21 protein-coding genes are annotated in these 15,046 nt (G+C 67.3%); 17 read left to right on the top strand and 4 right to left on the bottom strand.

Going from position 1 to position 15,046, the window contains the following annotated elements; all coding sequences use genetic code 11:
• Positions 1-46: 46 nt before the first annotated feature.
• The gene (locus tag FB557_RS14230) at positions 47-712 is read right to left on the bottom strand and encodes a hypothetical protein (protein WP_170236282.1); all 666 of its coding nucleotides are present in this window, start codon (positions 710-712) and stop codon (positions 47-49) included.
• A 36-nt stretch (positions 713-748) separates the two neighbouring features.
• On the opposite strand from FB557_RS14230, the gene FB557_RS11280 reads away from it, so the two are divergent.
• A complete protein-coding gene (locus tag FB557_RS11280; protein ID WP_170236281.1) occupies positions 749-3,337 on the top strand; it encodes a type ISP restriction/modification enzyme in 2,589 nt (862 codons plus the stop codon).
• Between the two features lie 24 nt (positions 3,338-3,361).
• On the opposite strand, the gene FB557_RS14370 is transcribed toward FB557_RS11280, so the two are convergent.
• Positions 3,362-3,769 (bottom strand): hypothetical protein, encoded by a 408-nt coding sequence (locus FB557_RS14370; protein ID WP_211356561.1) that lies wholly within the window; start codon positions 3,767-3,769, stop codon positions 3,362-3,364.
• Between the two features lie 160 nt (positions 3,770-3,929).
• On the opposite strand from FB557_RS14370, the gene FB557_RS14365 reads away from it, so the two are divergent.
• The 11 genes from FB557_RS14365 to FB557_RS11230 all read left to right on the top strand — a co-directional run bounded on the left by FB557_RS14365 (position 3,930) and on the right by FB557_RS11230 (position 10,900).
• Positions 3,930-4,445 carry a DUF3320 domain-containing protein gene (locus FB557_RS14365; RefSeq protein WP_211356560.1) on the top strand — a complete coding sequence of 172 codons (516 nt, stop codon included), beginning with the start codon at positions 3,930-3,932 and terminating at the stop codon, positions 4,443-4,445.
• A gap of 205 nt (positions 4,446-4,650) precedes the next feature.
• On the top strand, positions 4,651-5,043 hold the full coding sequence (locus FB557_RS11270) for a hypothetical protein (RefSeq protein WP_144857738.1): 393 nt from the start codon (positions 4,651-4,653) through the stop codon (positions 5,041-5,043).
• Between the two features lie 4 nt (positions 5,044-5,047).
• Positions 5,048-5,653 (top strand): pyridoxine/pyridoxamine 5'-phosphate oxidase, encoded by a 606-nt coding sequence (locus FB557_RS11265; RefSeq protein WP_211356559.1) that lies wholly within the window; start codon positions 5,048-5,050, stop codon positions 5,651-5,653.
• Positions 5,650-6,444: an SGNH/GDSL hydrolase family protein gene (locus FB557_RS11260; protein ID WP_144857737.1), complete on the top strand. Its 795-nt coding sequence runs from the start codon at positions 5,650-5,652 to the stop codon at positions 6,442-6,444. The genes FB557_RS11265 and FB557_RS11260 overlap by 4 nt, the downstream gene beginning before the upstream one ends.
• A gap of 67 nt (positions 6,445-6,511) precedes the next feature.
• Positions 6,512-6,655, top strand: a complete 144-nt coding sequence (locus FB557_RS14225) for an AbrB/MazE/SpoVT family DNA-binding domain-containing protein (protein WP_170236280.1) — start codon at positions 6,512-6,514, stop codon at positions 6,653-6,655.
• Positions 6,656-6,690: 35 nt separating this feature from the next.
• Positions 6,691-7,293, top strand: coding sequence for a recombinase family protein (locus FB557_RS11255; RefSeq protein ID WP_144857736.1), 603 nt, complete (start codon positions 6,691-6,693; stop codon positions 7,291-7,293).
• Positions 7,290-7,568, top strand: a complete 279-nt coding sequence (locus tag FB557_RS11250; RefSeq protein ID WP_144857735.1) for a hypothetical protein — start codon at positions 7,290-7,292, stop codon at positions 7,566-7,568. Before FB557_RS11255 ends, FB557_RS11250 begins: the two co-directional genes overlap by 4 nt.
• A 127-nt stretch (positions 7,569-7,695) precedes the next feature.
• On the top strand, positions 7,696-8,298 hold the full coding sequence (locus tag FB557_RS11245; RefSeq protein ID WP_144857734.1) for a hypothetical protein: 603 nt from the start codon (positions 7,696-7,698) through the stop codon (positions 8,296-8,298).
• Between the two features lie 22 nt (positions 8,299-8,320).
• On the top strand, positions 8,321-8,962 hold the full coding sequence (locus tag FB557_RS11240) for an alpha/beta hydrolase (protein ID WP_144857733.1): 642 nt from the start codon (positions 8,321-8,323) through the stop codon (positions 8,960-8,962).
• Between the two features lie 964 nt (positions 8,963-9,926).
• Positions 9,927-10,292, top strand: a complete 366-nt coding sequence (locus FB557_RS11235; protein WP_144857732.1) for an ArsR/SmtB family transcription factor — start codon at positions 9,927-9,929, stop codon at positions 10,290-10,292.
• Positions 10,289-10,900, top strand: coding sequence for a methyltransferase family protein (locus tag FB557_RS11230; protein ID WP_144857731.1), 612 nt, complete (start codon positions 10,289-10,291; stop codon positions 10,898-10,900). Before FB557_RS11235 ends, FB557_RS11230 begins: the two co-directional genes overlap by 4 nt.
• 12 nt (positions 10,901-10,912) lie before the next feature.
• On the opposite strand, the gene FB557_RS11225 is transcribed toward FB557_RS11230, so the two are convergent.
• Positions 10,913-11,254 (bottom strand): SDR family oxidoreductase, encoded by a 342-nt coding sequence (locus FB557_RS11225; RefSeq protein ID WP_144857730.1) that lies wholly within the window; start codon positions 11,252-11,254, stop codon positions 10,913-10,915.
• Positions 11,255-11,440: 186 nt separating this feature from the next.
• Here FB557_RS11225 and FB557_RS11220 point away from each other — a divergent pair, with 186 nt between their 5' ends.
• The 5 genes from FB557_RS11220 (at position 11,441) to FB557_RS11205 (ending at position 14,129) form a co-directional block, all read left to right on the top strand.
• The gene (locus FB557_RS11220) at positions 11,441-12,028 is read left to right on the top strand and encodes a hypothetical protein (protein ID WP_144857729.1); all 588 of its coding nucleotides are present in this window, start codon (positions 11,441-11,443) and stop codon (positions 12,026-12,028) included.
• Positions 12,029-12,107: 79 nt separating this feature from the next.
• Positions 12,108-12,764, top strand: a complete 657-nt coding sequence (locus FB557_RS11215; RefSeq protein ID WP_144857728.1) for a DUF4145 domain-containing protein — start codon at positions 12,108-12,110, stop codon at positions 12,762-12,764.
• Entirely contained in the window at positions 12,761-13,204 is a 444-nt protein-coding gene (locus tag FB557_RS11210; RefSeq protein ID WP_144857727.1) for a hypothetical protein, read from the top strand. Before FB557_RS11215 ends, FB557_RS11210 begins: the two co-directional genes overlap by 4 nt.
• Positions 13,205-13,482: 278 nt before the next feature.
• Positions 13,483-13,614 (top strand): AbrB/MazE/SpoVT family DNA-binding domain-containing protein, encoded by a 132-nt coding sequence (locus FB557_RS14735; RefSeq protein ID WP_281290062.1) that lies wholly within the window; start codon positions 13,483-13,485, stop codon positions 13,612-13,614.
• Positions 13,615-13,616: 2 nt separating this feature from the next.
• A complete protein-coding gene (locus FB557_RS11205; RefSeq protein WP_211356558.1) occupies positions 13,617-14,129 on the top strand; it encodes a type II toxin-antitoxin system VapC family toxin in 513 nt (170 codons plus the stop codon).
• Here the strand turns inward: FB557_RS11205 and ctlX are convergent.
• Positions 14,080-15,045 carry a citrulline utilization hydrolase CtlX gene (ctlX, locus tag FB557_RS11200; protein WP_211356557.1) on the bottom strand — a complete coding sequence of 322 codons (966 nt, stop codon included), beginning with the start codon at positions 15,043-15,045 and terminating at the stop codon, positions 14,080-14,082. The two genes, FB557_RS11205 and ctlX, sit on opposite strands and share 50 nt — an antisense overlap.
• Between the last annotated feature and the right edge of the window lies 1 nt (position 15,046).

Raw genomic sequence — 15,046 nt, 5'->3', positions numbered from 1 at the left:
CCATCTCCAGTCCGACGACATCCTCATCGACTGGAAGCCGGAAGAACTACACCTCGACCCCGCCAAGGTCGCCAAGCTCATCGATATCACCCAGCTCCCGCCGCTCACCGCCAAACAGAACTTCGGAGTCTTCTTCCTCAACTTCGACGGCCGCAATCTCCCGATCACTGCCGTTCGGCGTCTGGTCCACCGGCTCGTGAGCAACAAGCGTGGGCGCGGCGCAGGCACGCATCCCACGTGGGAACTCGACGACCTGCTGTTCTTCTGCTTCGCCAACGGCGACCAGAAGGTCATCCATGTCGTGAACTTCCGCGAGAAGGACGGCAAGCGTGTCCTGCGGGTCTTGTCGTGGTCGGACAAGCCCACCGAGACCCGCCTCGACCTGCTGGTCCGCAAGGCCGTCCCTGAGCTGTCGTGGACCGCTGACGATGCGCCACGACTTGTCGTCGACCCTGTAGGCGGGCGTGCGCTCGCCGGCTACCGAGAAGGCCTCAGAACCGCGAAGCAGCTCTCTCGCCGAATGGCGGAGGTGGCCCAGGACGTCCGCGACGAGGTCGCCGACCTGCTTACCGTCGAGACCAAGACCGGGCCGATCCGTAGCCTGTACCGCGACGTCCGCGAGCAGCTCCTCGGCGACATCACCGAGGAACGTTTCGCCGACGTCTACGCGCAGACGATGGTCTATGGCCTGCTCACCGCGCGCATCGCGCACCCGGAGCAGTTCGAGTCCGAGCAGTCGCTCGCGGTGATGAAGTTCGACAACGAGTTCCTGGACGCGATCTACGCCCGCTTCCGCGAGGGCTCTGACGGCATCATCGACGTCGACGAACTCGGCCTCGCCGACCTCGCCGAGCAGCTCGCCCGGACCAACGTCGATGAGCTCCTCGCCGACTTCGGAGCCGACAACCAGCGCGACGACCCCGTCGTCTACTTCTACGAGGAGTTCCTCGCCCAGTACGACCCGGAGCAGCGCAAGGACCTCGGTGCCTTCTACACGCCCAAACCAGTCGTGCGCTACATCGTCAAGACCGTCGACGACGCGCTCAAGTCGTTCGGTCTGCCCTTGGGCGTCGCGGACCCGACGACCTGGGGCGAGTACGTCAAGTCCCACCCCGACATCGACATCCCGAAAGGCGCTCTCGCCGAGGACTCGATGGTCTCGATGTTCGACCCCGCAAACGGCACCGGCACTTTCCTGGTCGAGTGGCTGGAGCAGGCAAAGCGCAACGCGGGCGAGATCGGCGTCAAGACCGCGCTGAGCCACGCCTCGGCCCTGGAGATCTCGCTCGCGTCCTACGCAGTCAGCCACCTGAAGGTCTCGCTCGACCTCCCCGAAGACCTCCGAGAGCAGGAGCGCATCCCCGTCTTCCTCGGCGACACTCTGTCCGAGAAGCGCGTCGCCCGCATCAGTGGCCTCGACGACCCGATCGGCGCCGAAGGCGTCCAGGCTGACCGCGTGAAGTACGACTGGCACCACAACGTGCTGATCGGCAACCCGCCCTACGACCGCGTTGAGAGCCAAGGCACGGGAGGGTTCATCACCGCGAAGACCAAGGGCATCAAGGCCGTCGGCGAGAGGTCGCTCTTCGACGACATCTTCGACGACGCCAAGAAGCACGTCATCTTCAGCGCACACGCGAGCCTCTACAACCTCTACGTCTACTTCTGGCGCTGGGCGATCTGGAAGGTCTTCGAGGAGAACACGGGTCCGGCCGTCGTGTCCATGATCACCGCCTCGTCGTGGCTCGACGGTCCCGGATTCCTGGGCCTTCGCCGACTCGCCCGCGAGGTTGCTGACGAGATCACTGTCATCGATCTCCACGGCGACAACAAGGGCACCCGCAAGGACGAGAACGTTTTCGACATCGAGTCACCCGTCGCCATCGTCACGCTCATCCGCCACGGCAAGAGCGACCGGAGCAAGCCCGCGCTCGTCCGCTACGCCAGCTACTGGGGCACCCGTGCCGACAAGCTCGCCGCCCTCACCGACCTCGCCTTGGGCAAGACAACGCTCACCACCCTTGAGGCGAGTACCGACTGGCACTCGCCCCTGATCCCGACCGCAGGCGGTGCCGACTGGGCGGCGTGCCCCAAAGTGACCGACCTGTTTCCGTGGCAGCAGCCAGGGTCGATGATCAGTCGCACGTGGCCGGTCGCCCCGACCAAAGAACTGCTAGAGGAGCGATGGGAGCAGTTCCTTGCGACGAGTGTGCCCGACGAGCGTCTGAAGTACTTCGCGCCTTCGAAGACCGGGCGCAGCATCACCACCAAGGTGCCCGGCATGACGAAGCTCGTCGACCTCAAGTCGGGTGACGCTCACCAACCCGTCGTCCGCTTCGGAATGCGCTCGTTCGATCGTCAGTGGACCTTCCATGACCCTCGCCTCGCCAAGACCGAGAGTCCGTCGCTCTGGGCATCCCTGTCAAGCAAGCAGGTGTTCCTCACGACCATGAACACGACGAGTCTCGGCGGCGGACCAGCGGCGACGCTGACGACAGCCGTGCCGGACAAGCATCACTTCCGCGGCTCCTACGGCGGCAAGGACATCGTTCCGCTGTACCGCGACGCCAATGGCACACCCAACGCGGACCCGGCGGCGTTCAGGGTTCTTAGCGACAAGCTGGGGGTCAAGGTCACCGTCGAGCAGCTCTTCGCCTACACCTTCGGCGTGCTCGCTGGCACCGACTACACCGACCGATTCCACGAGGCGCTAGAGACTCCCGGGCCCCGTGTGCCGCTTACGTCCGACCCGGAGCTTTTCGCGCAGATGGTGAAGCACGGTCAGAGGTTGATCTGGCTACAGACGTTCGGCGAGCGGTTCGGCACCGGTCCCCTTCCTACAAGTGGAATCACCTGGACGACCGAGCCGTCACGTCTCCCTGACGGGAGGGCCGACATCAAGTACCACGCAGCCACCGAGGCCTTGCAGGTTGCCGACGGCATCCTGACAGGAGTTCCCACGGACGTTTGGAACTTCGAGGTGAGCGGGATGGATGTGATCCCCAAGTGGCTCGGCTATCGCATGTCCAAGCCTGCTGGCCGTGCCGCCTCCAGTACCTCTCCGCTTGACCACATCCGTCCGACCTCTTGGTTGCACGAATGGAGCGTCGAGCTCATCGAGATAGTCGCTGCCATCAAGGAGACGGTTGCACTCGTTCCCCACGGCGTCGCGCTACTGGAGCAAATCATGGCGGGGCCGTTCATAGCCGCCGACGAGCTTCCCGGGGTACCTGCAGCACTCCGCAAGCCTCCGAGCGATAAGGCCGTCGCGGGTCAGGACGCGCTCACCTTCGACGATGGCGTGCTCCCTGGTATCAACGAGAACGGACAACTCTGATGACCTTCAAGCCCAACCTTTCCGTCAAGGAAGGACTCGGTCAAGGAAGGACTCGATTACCTCGCCAAGCGGCTCGACCCGATCATCGGCGATCGACTCGCATCGAGCCTGGGCGGCCACCCGTGGACCGTGGTCCTGGAAATCCTCGACCAGAAGAAGGGGTTCTCGAGCGGGTACGAGTACTGGACTTACGACCTCCAGGCCCAGCTCCGCATGCTCACCGAACGCCTCGGCGACTTCGGCTACCCATTCGACGACTAGCACCGGACTGTCAGCACGATCGGCAACGAGCTTCGTATCGTCCGCAAACGGATGGCGCACATGCACGACTTCACGGTCGACGAGGCCTTCCGGGCCAACGACTTCGCCGTGCGACTTCTGGGGCACTTTGGCGATACCGAAGGTCTGGAGGAGGCTAAGCGCATACGGCATGAGGCACTCGCAACGCAGGAGGGCATGACGGAGCAAGTAGTCGTCGCCGAGACCGCATCGAAATTTCCCTCGTCCCTCCGAGGCGCCGCCATCCGTGGTCTCCGCGAAGAAGACCGAGACTGTCGCACCTGACCCAGATGTGCTCGTGCGAGAGCCCAGCGTGATCGGTGACAAGCGCCTTGAGTTCGAGCCTTGGACCGTCGTCCAGGTTGGCGGCGTCGACGTGCTCGACGACTTGCCGAAGAAGGGAGCGAAGGAGAAGGTCCGCGACGTCGCTGTCGAGATCGCGACCTATGAGGGTCCGATCCACCTCGACCGCCTCACCGACAAGACAACACAGTCGTTCGGCCTTCAGCGCGTCCGGTCCAACCGGGCGAAGAGGGTCGCCTACCAGATCCAGCAGGCCGGGCTGCTTGCTGACGATGACAGGTTCGTCTGGCCCCGCGAAATCGACCCTGCGACTTGGGTCGAGTTCCGGCCCAACGACAGCTCCGCCGACCGACCCTTCATCCATATCAGCCCCGCCGAAATCCGCAACGCCGCGCGCCTCATCCGGTCGAAAAACCCGCACACCCCTGATGTCGAACTACAGCCTGCCCTGCTCCGGACCTTCGGGCGCCAGAGGCGCACGAAGCGACTGTCCGCCCATCTCGCCAAGGCAATGGAGACCTTGTGAGCGGGACGCGAGGCCACCCGACCGCTTCGGGCGACCCCCGAGAGGAGGTCGTCGCCCACCGCTGGTCCTCCGTTGCCGCTCGCCCTCGATGCAGACGAAGCGAAGGGTGGAGGTGCAGGCGCCATCCGTCTCGCGTTGGCCTGGTGGGTACACCAGACCAACTCCGCTCAAACCCTATCACCGCGTTCAGGCGGCGAGACAACGCGTGCGTCAGGCTGCCCGTCGAAAGGAGGTATACCTCCGCTACCGGCCCGGCCACCAGATCCACTGGATCCAGCTCGGGAAGGCCCGCGACCGGGCGCCCGTCGTCGTCCTGACAGTCGACTCGCTGCGCGGACGATCCCTTCGCGCCCTCACCTCCGACGGGACGCCGATGAACTTTGCCAACCACGACCCGGCCCGGCTCGCCCGTGCTGTCGAGGCCCTTGGCGACCGACCGATCCAGCTGCTTGAGCACGACGTGCTCGTCATCGGCGACGAGGTCTTCTGCGTCACTCAGGGCTCACGTCTGGGGCAGGCCTGCCGCGTCACCACAAGCGAATGGCGCCTCCGGCGTCACCACCATCATCAGCTGACACTCTCGAGCGTGCAAAGGTGACCACGTGAGCATCTCCGACCGCCTCCGCACCGTCCCGACCCTCACGGGGACGCCGCCGCGCCTCGACCTGGACGACCTCCCTTCGGACCCGCACGAACTCGCCCTCGCCTGGCTCGACGCGGCCATCGACGGCGACGTCCCCGAGCCGATCGCCGTCACCCTCGCCACGGTCGACGCCGACGGCGTGCCGGACGCGCGCACCCTGCTGCTCAAGGATGTCGACGAGCGCGGCTGGGCGTTCGCCGGCACCGGCTCCTCCCGCAAGGCCGCCCACCTCGCCGACAACCCGGCCGCCGCGCTCAACCTCTGGTGGCAGCCGCAGGCCCGTGCCATCCGCGTCCGTGGGCCGGTCGAGCTCGCCTCACCGCAGGAGTGCGAGGCCGACCTCGCCGCCCGCAGTCCCGCCGCCCAGGCCGCCGTCGCGCCGGGGGACTGGCGGCTCTGGCGGATCCAGCCCACCCGGATCGAGCTGTGGCAGGGCTCCCCGGACCGCCAGCACCTCCGCATCGTCTACACCCGCGCCGACGCGAGCGGTCCGTGGGCCCTGTCGGTGACCCGAGGCGAAGGGGGACATCCCACCCCTTCGCCCGGCCACGACTCGCAGGCATGACGCCCGACTCCAGCCCCACCGACCAGGGGGCGGCTCGCCCCCTTCGCTATGTCGCGATCGGGGACAGCCTCACCGAAGGGGTCGGTGACGACCCGTGGCCCGACGGCACGCCCCGCGGGTGGGCCGACCGGCTCGCCGAGATCCTCGCCCACCACCACGGGGCGATCGACTACGCCAACCTCGCCGTGCGCGGATACCGCACCGCGCAGATCCGCGACACCCAGCTCGACGCAGCGCTGGCGATGGAGCCGGACGTCGTCACCTTCACCGCGGGGATGAACGACCTGCTCCGCCCCCGGTTCGACCGCGAGGCGCTGCTGCAGGCCCTCGTCGACATCGTCGCGCCCTGCACCGAGCGCGGCGCGCGGGTGCTCGTCGTGCCGATCCCGGACATCCGCTCCGTGCTGCCGGTCAGCCGGGTCTTCGAGTCGCGACGCCGCGAGCTCAACGGCATGTACCGCTACCTCGCTGAGCACCACGGCATGCTCGAGCCCACCGTGACGACCGGCAGCGTCTTCGAGGACCGGCGCGCCTGGGCCGACGACCGGCTGCACCTCTCCGCCCTCGGGCACGAGCGCCTCGCCGTCGGCGCGGCGCACCTGCTCGGCGTGCCCAACGACACCGACTGGCTCACCCCACCCGACGGGCCCGCTCCACCGCACACCCTGCGCGGCCATGTCACCTGGGCGCGGACCTTCGCCGGGCCGTGGATCGGGCGTCGCCTGCGCGGGCGGTCATCCGGGGACGGGCGGGTCGCCAAGCAGGTCGAGCTGCACCGGCTCACCGCTTGACGGTTCGCCGTCGGCACCCCGGTGTCCGATCCCGGGTATGCCCTGGCCGTATATACAGGAGGTTGTGATGACGCGCACCACGGTCTTCAAGAACAACACCACCCAGGCGGTGCGACTGCCCAAGGACGTCGCCCTGCCCGATCGTCAAATGCGACACCGCGATCGCGTCGACCGCTCAGCGCGCCGATCGCGGCGAGCCCGTCGCATTTGACCTGCACGTCGTAGAATCGCAGCAACGAACCCCAAATGACACAGGAGGGTGCGGGCGGCGTGCTGATTGGATACGCGCGGGTCTCGACTGAGCGCCAAGACCTCGCTGCGCAGCTGAAGGGCCTGGCTGACCTCGGTGTGGACCGGGAGCGGATCTACACGGACAAGCGCACGGGGCGGTCGATGAAGAACCGGCCCGGGCTCACACAAGCGATCGCCGCCCTTCGTCCTGGGGATGTGCTCGCGGTGACCAAGCTCGACCGGCTAGCCCGATCGGTGCCAGATGCTCGCGACCTCGTGGGTCAGGTGTACGCCAAGGGAGCGGCGTTGCAGCTGGGGCCGTCGCTGCACGACCCGGAGGACCCGGTGGGAAAGTTCCTGTTCAACGCACTGGCGATGGTCGCGGAGTTCGAATCCGACCTGAATCGGCAGCGCACCATGGAGGGCTTGGCGATCGCGCGGGCGCAGGGCCGGCTCAACGGGAAGCCGCCCAAGCTCAACGAGCGGCGCACGAAGAAGCTGCTCCAGGACTACGAGGCCGGCACCGCGACCGTCGGTCAGCTCGCCGAGGACTACAACGTGTCCAGAGCGACTGTGTACCGGACCGTCAAGCGCGCAAAAGCTGCGGAGCAAACATGAGCGCCGAGGGCTGGGCGAACATCGTCGCCGTAATTGCACTGCTGGGCTCGGCCCTCGGCTTTTGGCTGAACCGACGCCAGATCAGGAGCCTTCGCGACGCGGCCGCCGAGGTCCGGTGGGGGTTGAGCCATGCCGGGGTAGGCGACCGAAACGATCTGTTGCTGACCAACCTGGGCACGGACATTGCCCATGCGTCTCAGTCGAGTGTGAGAACGCGGTCAAACTCTCCTTCGATGACGGTTGCACGATTGCCGGGCGCAGCGCGTGCGTCGTGACCGCTGTATCCGCCTGGGGCCTTGGACCGCGCGTGCTCAAGGTGTCCTGGTCGTCGAAGCCGGAAGGCCCTAGGAAGGTCTGGCACCACCCGTTCAGCCCTACGGCCTCTGCCGGTCAGGGGTCTCAATGAGCACCGCGGGGGGAAGCGAGCTCCACCCCACGGCGGTCACCGAATTGTCTGGGGACGAACAGCTCACGGGGATTGACGCCACGGTTCTCGATTTCTGGCGGTGGGCGATGTCGGACCTGCGGATGAACAACGTCCGCGGGTACCTCGCGGAGTTCGTGGTCGCTCGCGCGGTGGGAGCCACCGGCCGACGCGTGGAGTGGGACGCATATGACCTCGTCACGTCGTCGGGCGTGAAGGTCGAGGTCAAGGCGAGCGGCTACCTTCAGGCGTGGCGGCAGCCCAACGGGGTGTCGAGACCGACTTTTCGGGTCCCGCAGACCAATGGCTGGGATCACGCCCAAGGCGCCACGGTGGGCAAAGGCTGGCACGCCGACGTCTACGTCTTCTGCCTGCACACGGCCCAAGAACACGACAACTACGACGTCTTGGACACACGACAGTGGGACTTCTATGTCCTGCCACGTCGCGCCATCATCCGGCAAGACGGACGCTCGATTTCCTTGACTTGGCTGGCTCAGCACGCACAGGGCCCCGTCACGGTTGCTGCGCTTCCTGCGGTGATCGAAGCAAATGCGGAGAGCAGTGAGGTGTCTCAGTGACGGCGCTCCGGGAGGGAATTCCGTGAGTTCGCCGGCGCCCGAATATATTCTGCTGCGGGGCGAGGACCCGTCGCAGGTCCCGCTGATCTTGTTCCACGGTTCGAACGGCAGCGAGGTCGACCTGCTCCCACTGGCTCAGCGGCTCACGCCTAGCGGCGCGCACCTCGGTGTGCGTGGGACGGTCCGACTGCCCGACGGGCACGCGTTCTTTCGTCGCCACCCAGACCGCCGCATCGACGAGGACGATCTCAGGGCCAGGATTCCCGGGCTGGAGGCGTTCATCCGGGTCATCCACGATGACCTTGGCTGTGTCCGGCCGGTCGCCGTGGGGTTCTCCAACGGAGCGATCACGGCGGCAGCCCTGCTGATGTTGCACGCAGATCTGCTCAGCGGCGCGGTGCTCTTCCGGCCGCTGTCTCCCTTCGTCACCCCGCCCCTCTCCAATCTTGACGGCCTCCCGGTGCTGGTCCTCGACGGTGCGCATGACGAGCGGCGGTCGCCCGGTGATGGGTTCCGCTGTGCTCAGGGGCTGGCAGCAATGGGGGCCGACGTGACCCACCACGTGGTGCCCGCGACGCATGCGCTCACGGACCGCGACGAGCGTCTGGCTATTGCGTGGCTGCGTCGGACATCGATCACCCGTCCCGAGGCGGTGTCTCAGTGACCACCGCAGGCGCCACCTCCCTGGCAGCGCTGATGACCGCACTCATCGCTGCATATCAGGTTTACCTTCTGCGCCGGCAGATGCGCGATGACGCTCGGCCCTACGTGGTGGCGGACATCGTTCCCAGTCTTCATGGCCCCGGAGCTTGGGACCTCACCCTCCACAGCACCGGGCGTTCCGCAGCGCGCCGAGTTCGCATCACAACTGATCCGAAGTCGTGGACCGCTCGTGACCCTGACGATCACATCTCCGAACCGCTGTTGGCTTACCTTGCGCGCGAGCACGAGTTTCCGCCGGGAACGAGACATCGCGTCATGTGGCAGTACGCGCACAAGGGCACGGGCCAACTTTCGGGCGCCCCGTCAGTAGTGACGGTCACTGTGGCATACCAAGACGACCGCGGGAAGCCCTTCAACGAGTCGTTCGCGTTTGACGTCGGGATCCTTGGGAAGGTCTCACCGGCAGCTTGGGGTGGCCCGCGGAAGGGTGCGTCCGAGGATGGGAATGAACTGAACAACATTGATCGAGCGATCCGGACCCTTAGCCAGCATGTAGGAGAACTCCGGCGATGACAGGAGAGGCGTCTCAATTGACCACCGAGCAACGATGTACCGCACCATCGACCGGAGCGAAGAAGATGAGGGAGGGTCTCGGTGACTGCGGCGGGTCCAGCGACGGCCTCGAGTGGTCGGCCGTTGGGCGGCTGGCATGACCTACTTCGGCCTCGCGGTCACTGGACTTGTGGGGAGCGGAACTGGCAGGGCTTAACGGCCTCGGATGCTCGCGAGCACGAGCTATTCGTGCAGTTCGAATATGTGACGTCGCCAGTACCACCGTGGGTTGAGGAGAGAGGCCGTCAGCGGCCGATGCCTCGAAACCCGAAGGCCCCGTCACGCATCGCGTGGCGGGGCCTTCGTCGTGCCCCAACCCAACTTTCATCGTGACAGTGGGATATCATCGTTAAATGACGATCAATGAAGAAGGTGGCGCGCTGGCCGGCGCCGAGGCACGGGGGGCCTTCGCTGCGCTCTTCCACGCGTTGTCCGAGCCGACCCGGCTGGCGCTGCTCGATCACCTGGCGACGGGCGAGCACCGGGTCCGCGACCTCGTCGACCACATGCACCTCGCCCAGTCGACCGTCAGCGTGCATCTGGCCTGCCTGCGGGACTGTGGTCTGGTCACGGTCCGACCCGAAGGGAGGTCCTCGTGGTTCGCGCTCGCTGATCCTGAGCGCCTCGCTGAGCTGCTCGGCAGTGCTGATGCGCTCCTCGCGGCTGCGGGGGCGACCCTGACGCTCGACGACCACCTCGACCGCGAGGGCGCGTCGTGACCCCCTCTGTCGAGGTCGGTGCCATCGTCGCGCTCGGCGTCTACGTCGTCGGCCTGCTCCTGGCCTTCGGCGCGCGAACCTGGCAGCAGTACCGCAGGACCGGCGACACCGGGATCCGTCGCGTCGCCTCCGAGGCCGGTGCCGGACGGTGGGGTGGCGCACTCTTCGCCGTCGCGGTGCTCCTCGGCCTCGTCGGGCCTGTCCTCGCGTTGGTGGCACCCGCGTCGACGCTCGAACCGGGGGTGGCCTGGTGGGTTGGGCTCGTCGTGGCCCTCGCCGGTCTCGCGCTGGTCATCGCGTCCCAGCAGGCGATGGGCGCCTCGTGGCGGATCGGTGTCGACCCCAGCGAGGAGACGGCCCTGGTGACTCGCGGTCCCTTCGCCCTCGTGCGCAACCCGATCTTCACCGCCATGGGGTTGGCGATGATCGGCGTCCTCGTCATGGTCCCCAACCCGGTGACGCTGGCCGCGGTCATCGCTCTGACCATCGGCGTGGAGTTGCAGGTCCGGTTCGTCGAGGAGCCCTACCTGCTCCGGGTCCACGGTCAGGACTTCCGCGACTACGCCGAGCGGGTGGGGCGGTTCGTGCCGGGGCTGGGCACCCTGTAGGTCGCCCCGGGCTCAGCGGTAGTCGTCGATGACGCCGAGGGGCTGGTCCTCCCAGCCGAGGTCGCGAATGAGGCCCCAGCAGTCAGGTCGCGACCCGTCGACGTCCGTCACCCCGTACTCGTCGGAGAGCTGGCGCGCGGTGAGCACCGCGCCGTGGTGTCGAGCGACCCCGGGGTCGGCCGCGAGGGCGGCGACCCCGCGTGCCACATAGGCCGGCGTCTCCGAGGCGCCGAAGCCGGGGATGCGCTCGGCCGCCTCGGTCCACGTCGCCTCGGTCACCTCGAAGGCCTCGAGCACCGCCTCTGATCGCAACCACCCGGGGGTGACGCCGACGACGACGAAGGGAGAGGGCATGGGGCAGGGCAGCGAGAGCCGCGGCGCGGCAGACGAGGCTCGCCTCACCGAGGAAGCGCGGGAGTGGCTTCACTCGCAACCGGGATACCGCCCGGGCATGAAGCAGATGACTGCCACTCACACCGACGAGGACATTGCCGCTGCGAAGCAAGGGCATCGGGAGGATGAGTCTCAGTGACCACGACAATGTTCGACTTCATCAAGAGGTGGCGGCGCGAGGGCTGGCCGGACTACTTGGAGCGGATCGAGCAGAGAGGCCTCCGCGAGACCGGAGCATGCTCTCGCGTCCATTGCCACGGCGCGCATTACACGGTCCGTGGTGGGGACCTGCCCCAGTGGGTTCAGGATCTTGTGGGGGATCGAGACGTCTCCGGGCCCGAGGCACCGTCGGCCGATTACCGGGAGCAGGTCTTCCGGGAGTACTCAGCTGATACCGCGTGGTCGCACGCCCTGGCTACCCGGGATGACCTCACCGCCCTCGATGACGAGTGGCCAACCACGGGGATCCTCCAGCTCGCGAACGAGGCCCGGGCGGCGGGCACCACGACGCACCTCGACGTTGCGTTCTACATCACGGGTGTGGAGCAGTTCGGGCTGGAGGCTTGGACGTTGGTCCTTGCCCCCGACGCGCCTGCCAGTCTCGTGCGCTCTACGCACGAACGGCTGCTTGCCCTGTTCCCTGACGAGGTCAGGATGACCTACGAGAGGCAGGGGCCGGACGGGTTCCCCGCGACGCCCGAGTCGGTGGGTGACCACACATGGACATTCTGCTGAGGGAAATCAAACGAGGTGTCGCAGTGACCACCGTGTACCGCACGATCAAGCGCGCTCGGGCGCAGGAGGCAGAGGGCAAGTGAGCGGGATCAGCGACGGCCTGGGGCAGCTGGGGAGAAGCTGGGACGCCTCCAGCTCGCAGGCTTGGGATGACGTCAGATGCCCGCACTGCGGGGCAGCCAGGATGGTTCGTGTAGCGGCGCTCACGAAGGCGGTGCAGGGAAGGTCAGTCGTGGACACCGACAGCGTGCGGTGGCTGAGATGCGCTGCTTGTGGCGATGGGGCGTTGGCTAGGGGGAGCGCGGTGTATCCCCCCGTCCGCCCATTCGCGCGGGTCGAGGGACTTCCCGAGGCGGACGAGCGCATCTGGGATGAGGCGCGAACCTGTTTCGGCGCGTCCGCTTACACCGCCGCGGTGATGCTCTGCCGCAAACTCCTTTTACATGTCGCCGTCGACAAGGGTCTTTCCCCCCGCAACGACAAGGGGCGCGCACCTAGCTTCAAGGAGTGCGTCGATCACCTAGAGAGCGAAGGTGTCATCACCAGGTCGATGCTCAGCTGGGTCGACCGCATCAAGGACGTCGGGAACGAAGCGACCCACGAGATCAACCCACTTACGAAGGGCGACGCCGAAGCGGTAGGTGCGTTCACCCAGCAGCTCCTGACCCTCGCCTACGCCCTCGACAACATGATGCGAGAGCAAGGTGTACCCGTTAGTGATGAGGAGTCTCAGTGACCACGGCTGTTGCGGCCCTACTTCCGTTCGTCTCGGTGCTTGCAGGCGCGGCCTTGACCTACTGGCTCAACGTCCGTCAGCGGAGCCATGACAAGGCGCAGGACGTCCTGCGCGCTGCGATCGCGGCGGTAGCGGCGATGCAGGTCAGCACACAATTCGCCACTGATGCGAGAGTCGGTGCGACGGGGCTGGACGCTTTGACGACTGGGGACCTTCGTGACTTGAGCCGGGAGGTGACCCTCAAGGGCCTGCGCGTCTACTTTGAATCGATTGCTAGCGCGAGGCTGGCCGTTGCGGAGGCATCGGCCTACTTCGATGGGCTGGAGCCGTTTGGTGAGATGGAGCCGAGCGAGTTCACCAGACGCGGTGAAGAGCTCCGTACGCTCCTCGTCGCGCACTTGGCGCCACGCCGTCGACCGCGAACGGAGGCGTCTCAGTGACCACCACGAAGGGTACGAGATGACGACTCAACGGCCCTACGGCACTGTGTGCCGGCTGTGCGGCCACCCAGGGGCGCTGCACCGCTCACCCGCCCCTGGGACCACGCTCTTGGCGTGCGCTGAGACCGGGTGTGAGTGCCAGGCGTCTGCATCAGATCAGCTGCCGCTGACCAAGGCGGCATTTCTCGGGCGCTGGCCGGACTGGCCGGCGCCGCTCGAGCGGCTGTTCGGCGGGTCGTCTCGGTGACCACGACGTCCGCGAGGTCGACATAGTCGCCGTGGGTGATGCCCGAGTCATCGTCCCGGTCGGTCGCGGCATCGACTTCTGGTTCGAGCACGGAGTGACCGTGACAGCAGACTTCATGAGCGAGCGCGAGCAGCCCGAGGCGCAGGAGCGGGCCGCGCTGTGACCGTGGCGTACCTGCTCGACACCGATGTCGTCATCGACGTCCTCCGTGGCCGGGCCAGCCCGACTCTGCGCCGCAAGATGACGGAGGAGGCCGGTCGCCTCGCCATCACGACCGTCACCCTGAGCGAGCTGGTCTACGGCGCCGCGCAGTCGACTGATCCGGCGCGCAACCGACGGGCGATCCGCGAGTTCACCCCCTTCGTCGTTGTCCTCGACCTCGATGCCGACGCCGCCGAGCACGCGGGCGAGATCCGGGCCTCTCTCGCAACGACCGGTACGCCGATCGACGGCTATGACCTGCTCATCGCGGGTGTCGCCCGGCTTGAAGCGTCGCCGCACCGCCCGGGATCGCGGGCGGTGCGGCGACGTGCGCTTGGACGTTGCCCCAGATGCTGGGGCAACGCTCAAGGCGGCGGGTGGAGCGGTCCCGTCGGGTCCCGTCAGTCCCGTCGAGGCTCCTCGCGCCTCAGGGCACCGCCCGCAGAGCTCGTCGCACCTCGGGGACCGGGGTGGTAGCCCGAGGCGTCAGGTGCACCCCGGCGAGCATGCACCGCACCGACCCACCAGCGAGCTCGATCGTCGGCACCCGCAGCGGCAGCAGCCGGCAGCTGTCCTCGACCACCTCGCGCTGCTGCGGCGTGAGCGAGGCCGCCGCGCGCTCGGAGAGCGCAAGCACCCGGCCGGTCGGCGTGGTGAGCTCGATCGCGTTGCCGGCGAACTCGCGCACCTGCTCGGCGGTCAGCTCCAGCACCTCCCGCCCGGTCGCCGCGAGCGCGTCACGCACCTGCCCCCTTCGCGTCGGGCTGCGCACCAGCTCCAGCGCGACGAGCGCGTACCCGGTGCCGATCGCCATCATGACGTTGGTGTGGTAGATCGCCTCGCCGCTCTCGTCGCACGCGTCGAAGACCATCGGGTCGTACCCGAACTGGGCGCAGAAGCGCTCGAGGACCATCGGGTTGGTCCGGTGCGAGCGCGCCGCGTAGGCGACCCGGCCGACGTGGTCGAGCACCATGGCGCCGGTCCCCTCGAGGTAGGCGTCGTCGTGCTCGAGCCCGGAGTAGTCGACGACCTCGTGCACCCGGTAGGCGCCCTTGAGCATCTCGAGGATGTCCCCGCGCCGCTCGGTCCGCCGGCTGGGGGAGTACATCGGGTAGACCGCGACGCGGCCCCCGGCATGCGTCGAGAACCAGTTGTTCGGGAAGACGCTGTCGCAGCGCGCCGGGTCCTCGTCATCGAAGAGGTGGACTCTCACCCCTTCGCCCATCAACGCGGCGGCAGCCGCGCTCACCTCGTCGTAGGCGTCGGCGGCGATCCGCGCGTCCTCCCGGCTCGGGTCGAGGGACTGGAAGCGGTTGTCCGCGGCGGTCGCGGGGTTGGGCGTGAAGTGGTGCGGGCGGACCATGACGACCGCCCCCGGTGCCTGGACCGACACC

The sequence above is a fragment of the Marihabitans asiaticum genome, from assembly GCF_007828725.1.
In the GTDB taxonomy this organism is placed as follows: Bacteria; Actinomycetota; Actinomycetes; order Actinomycetales; family Dermatophilaceae; genus Marihabitans; species Marihabitans asiaticum.
The sequence above is the reverse complement of the archived record's forward strand: the minus strand, read 5'-3'. Positions and strand labels throughout refer to the sequence as shown.

What these genes read in the sequence shown, in the direction of transcription:
- FB557_RS11280 (WP_170236281.1), top strand. Translation starts at nt 749, where the DNA reads ATGAAGTTCGACAACGAGTTCCTGGACGCGATCTACGCCCGCTTCCGC.
- FB557_RS14370 (WP_211356561.1), bottom strand. Translation starts at nt 3,769, where the DNA reads ATGCCGTATGCGCTTAGCCTCCTCCAGACCTTCGGTATCGCCAAAGTG.
- FB557_RS11260 (WP_144857737.1), top strand. Translation starts at nt 5,650, where the DNA reads ATGACGCCCGACTCCAGCCCCACCGACCAGGGGGCGGCTCGCCCCCTT.
- FB557_RS14225 (WP_170236280.1), top strand. Translation starts at nt 6,512, where the DNA reads ATGACGCGCACCACGGTCTTCAAGAACAACACCACCCAGGCGGTGCGA.
- FB557_RS11255 (WP_144857736.1), top strand. Translation starts at nt 6,691, where the DNA reads ATGACACAGGAGGGTGCGGGCGGCGTGCTGATTGGATACGCGCGGGTC.
- FB557_RS11250 (WP_144857735.1), top strand. Translation starts at nt 7,290, where the DNA reads ATGAGCGCCGAGGGCTGGGCGAACATCGTCGCCGTAATTGCACTGCTG.
- FB557_RS11245 (WP_144857734.1), top strand. Translation starts at nt 7,696, where the DNA reads ATGAGCACCGCGGGGGGAAGCGAGCTCCACCCCACGGCGGTCACCGAA.
- FB557_RS11235 (WP_144857732.1), top strand. Translation starts at nt 9,927, where the DNA reads ATGACGATCAATGAAGAAGGTGGCGCGCTGGCCGGCGCCGAGGCACGG.
- FB557_RS11225 (WP_144857730.1), bottom strand. Translation starts at nt 11,254, where the DNA reads ATGCCCTCTCCCTTCGTCGTCGTCGGCGTCACCCCCGGGTGGTTGCGA.
- FB557_RS11220 (WP_144857729.1), top strand. Translation starts at nt 11,441, where the DNA reads ATGTTCGACTTCATCAAGAGGTGGCGGCGCGAGGGCTGGCCGGACTAC.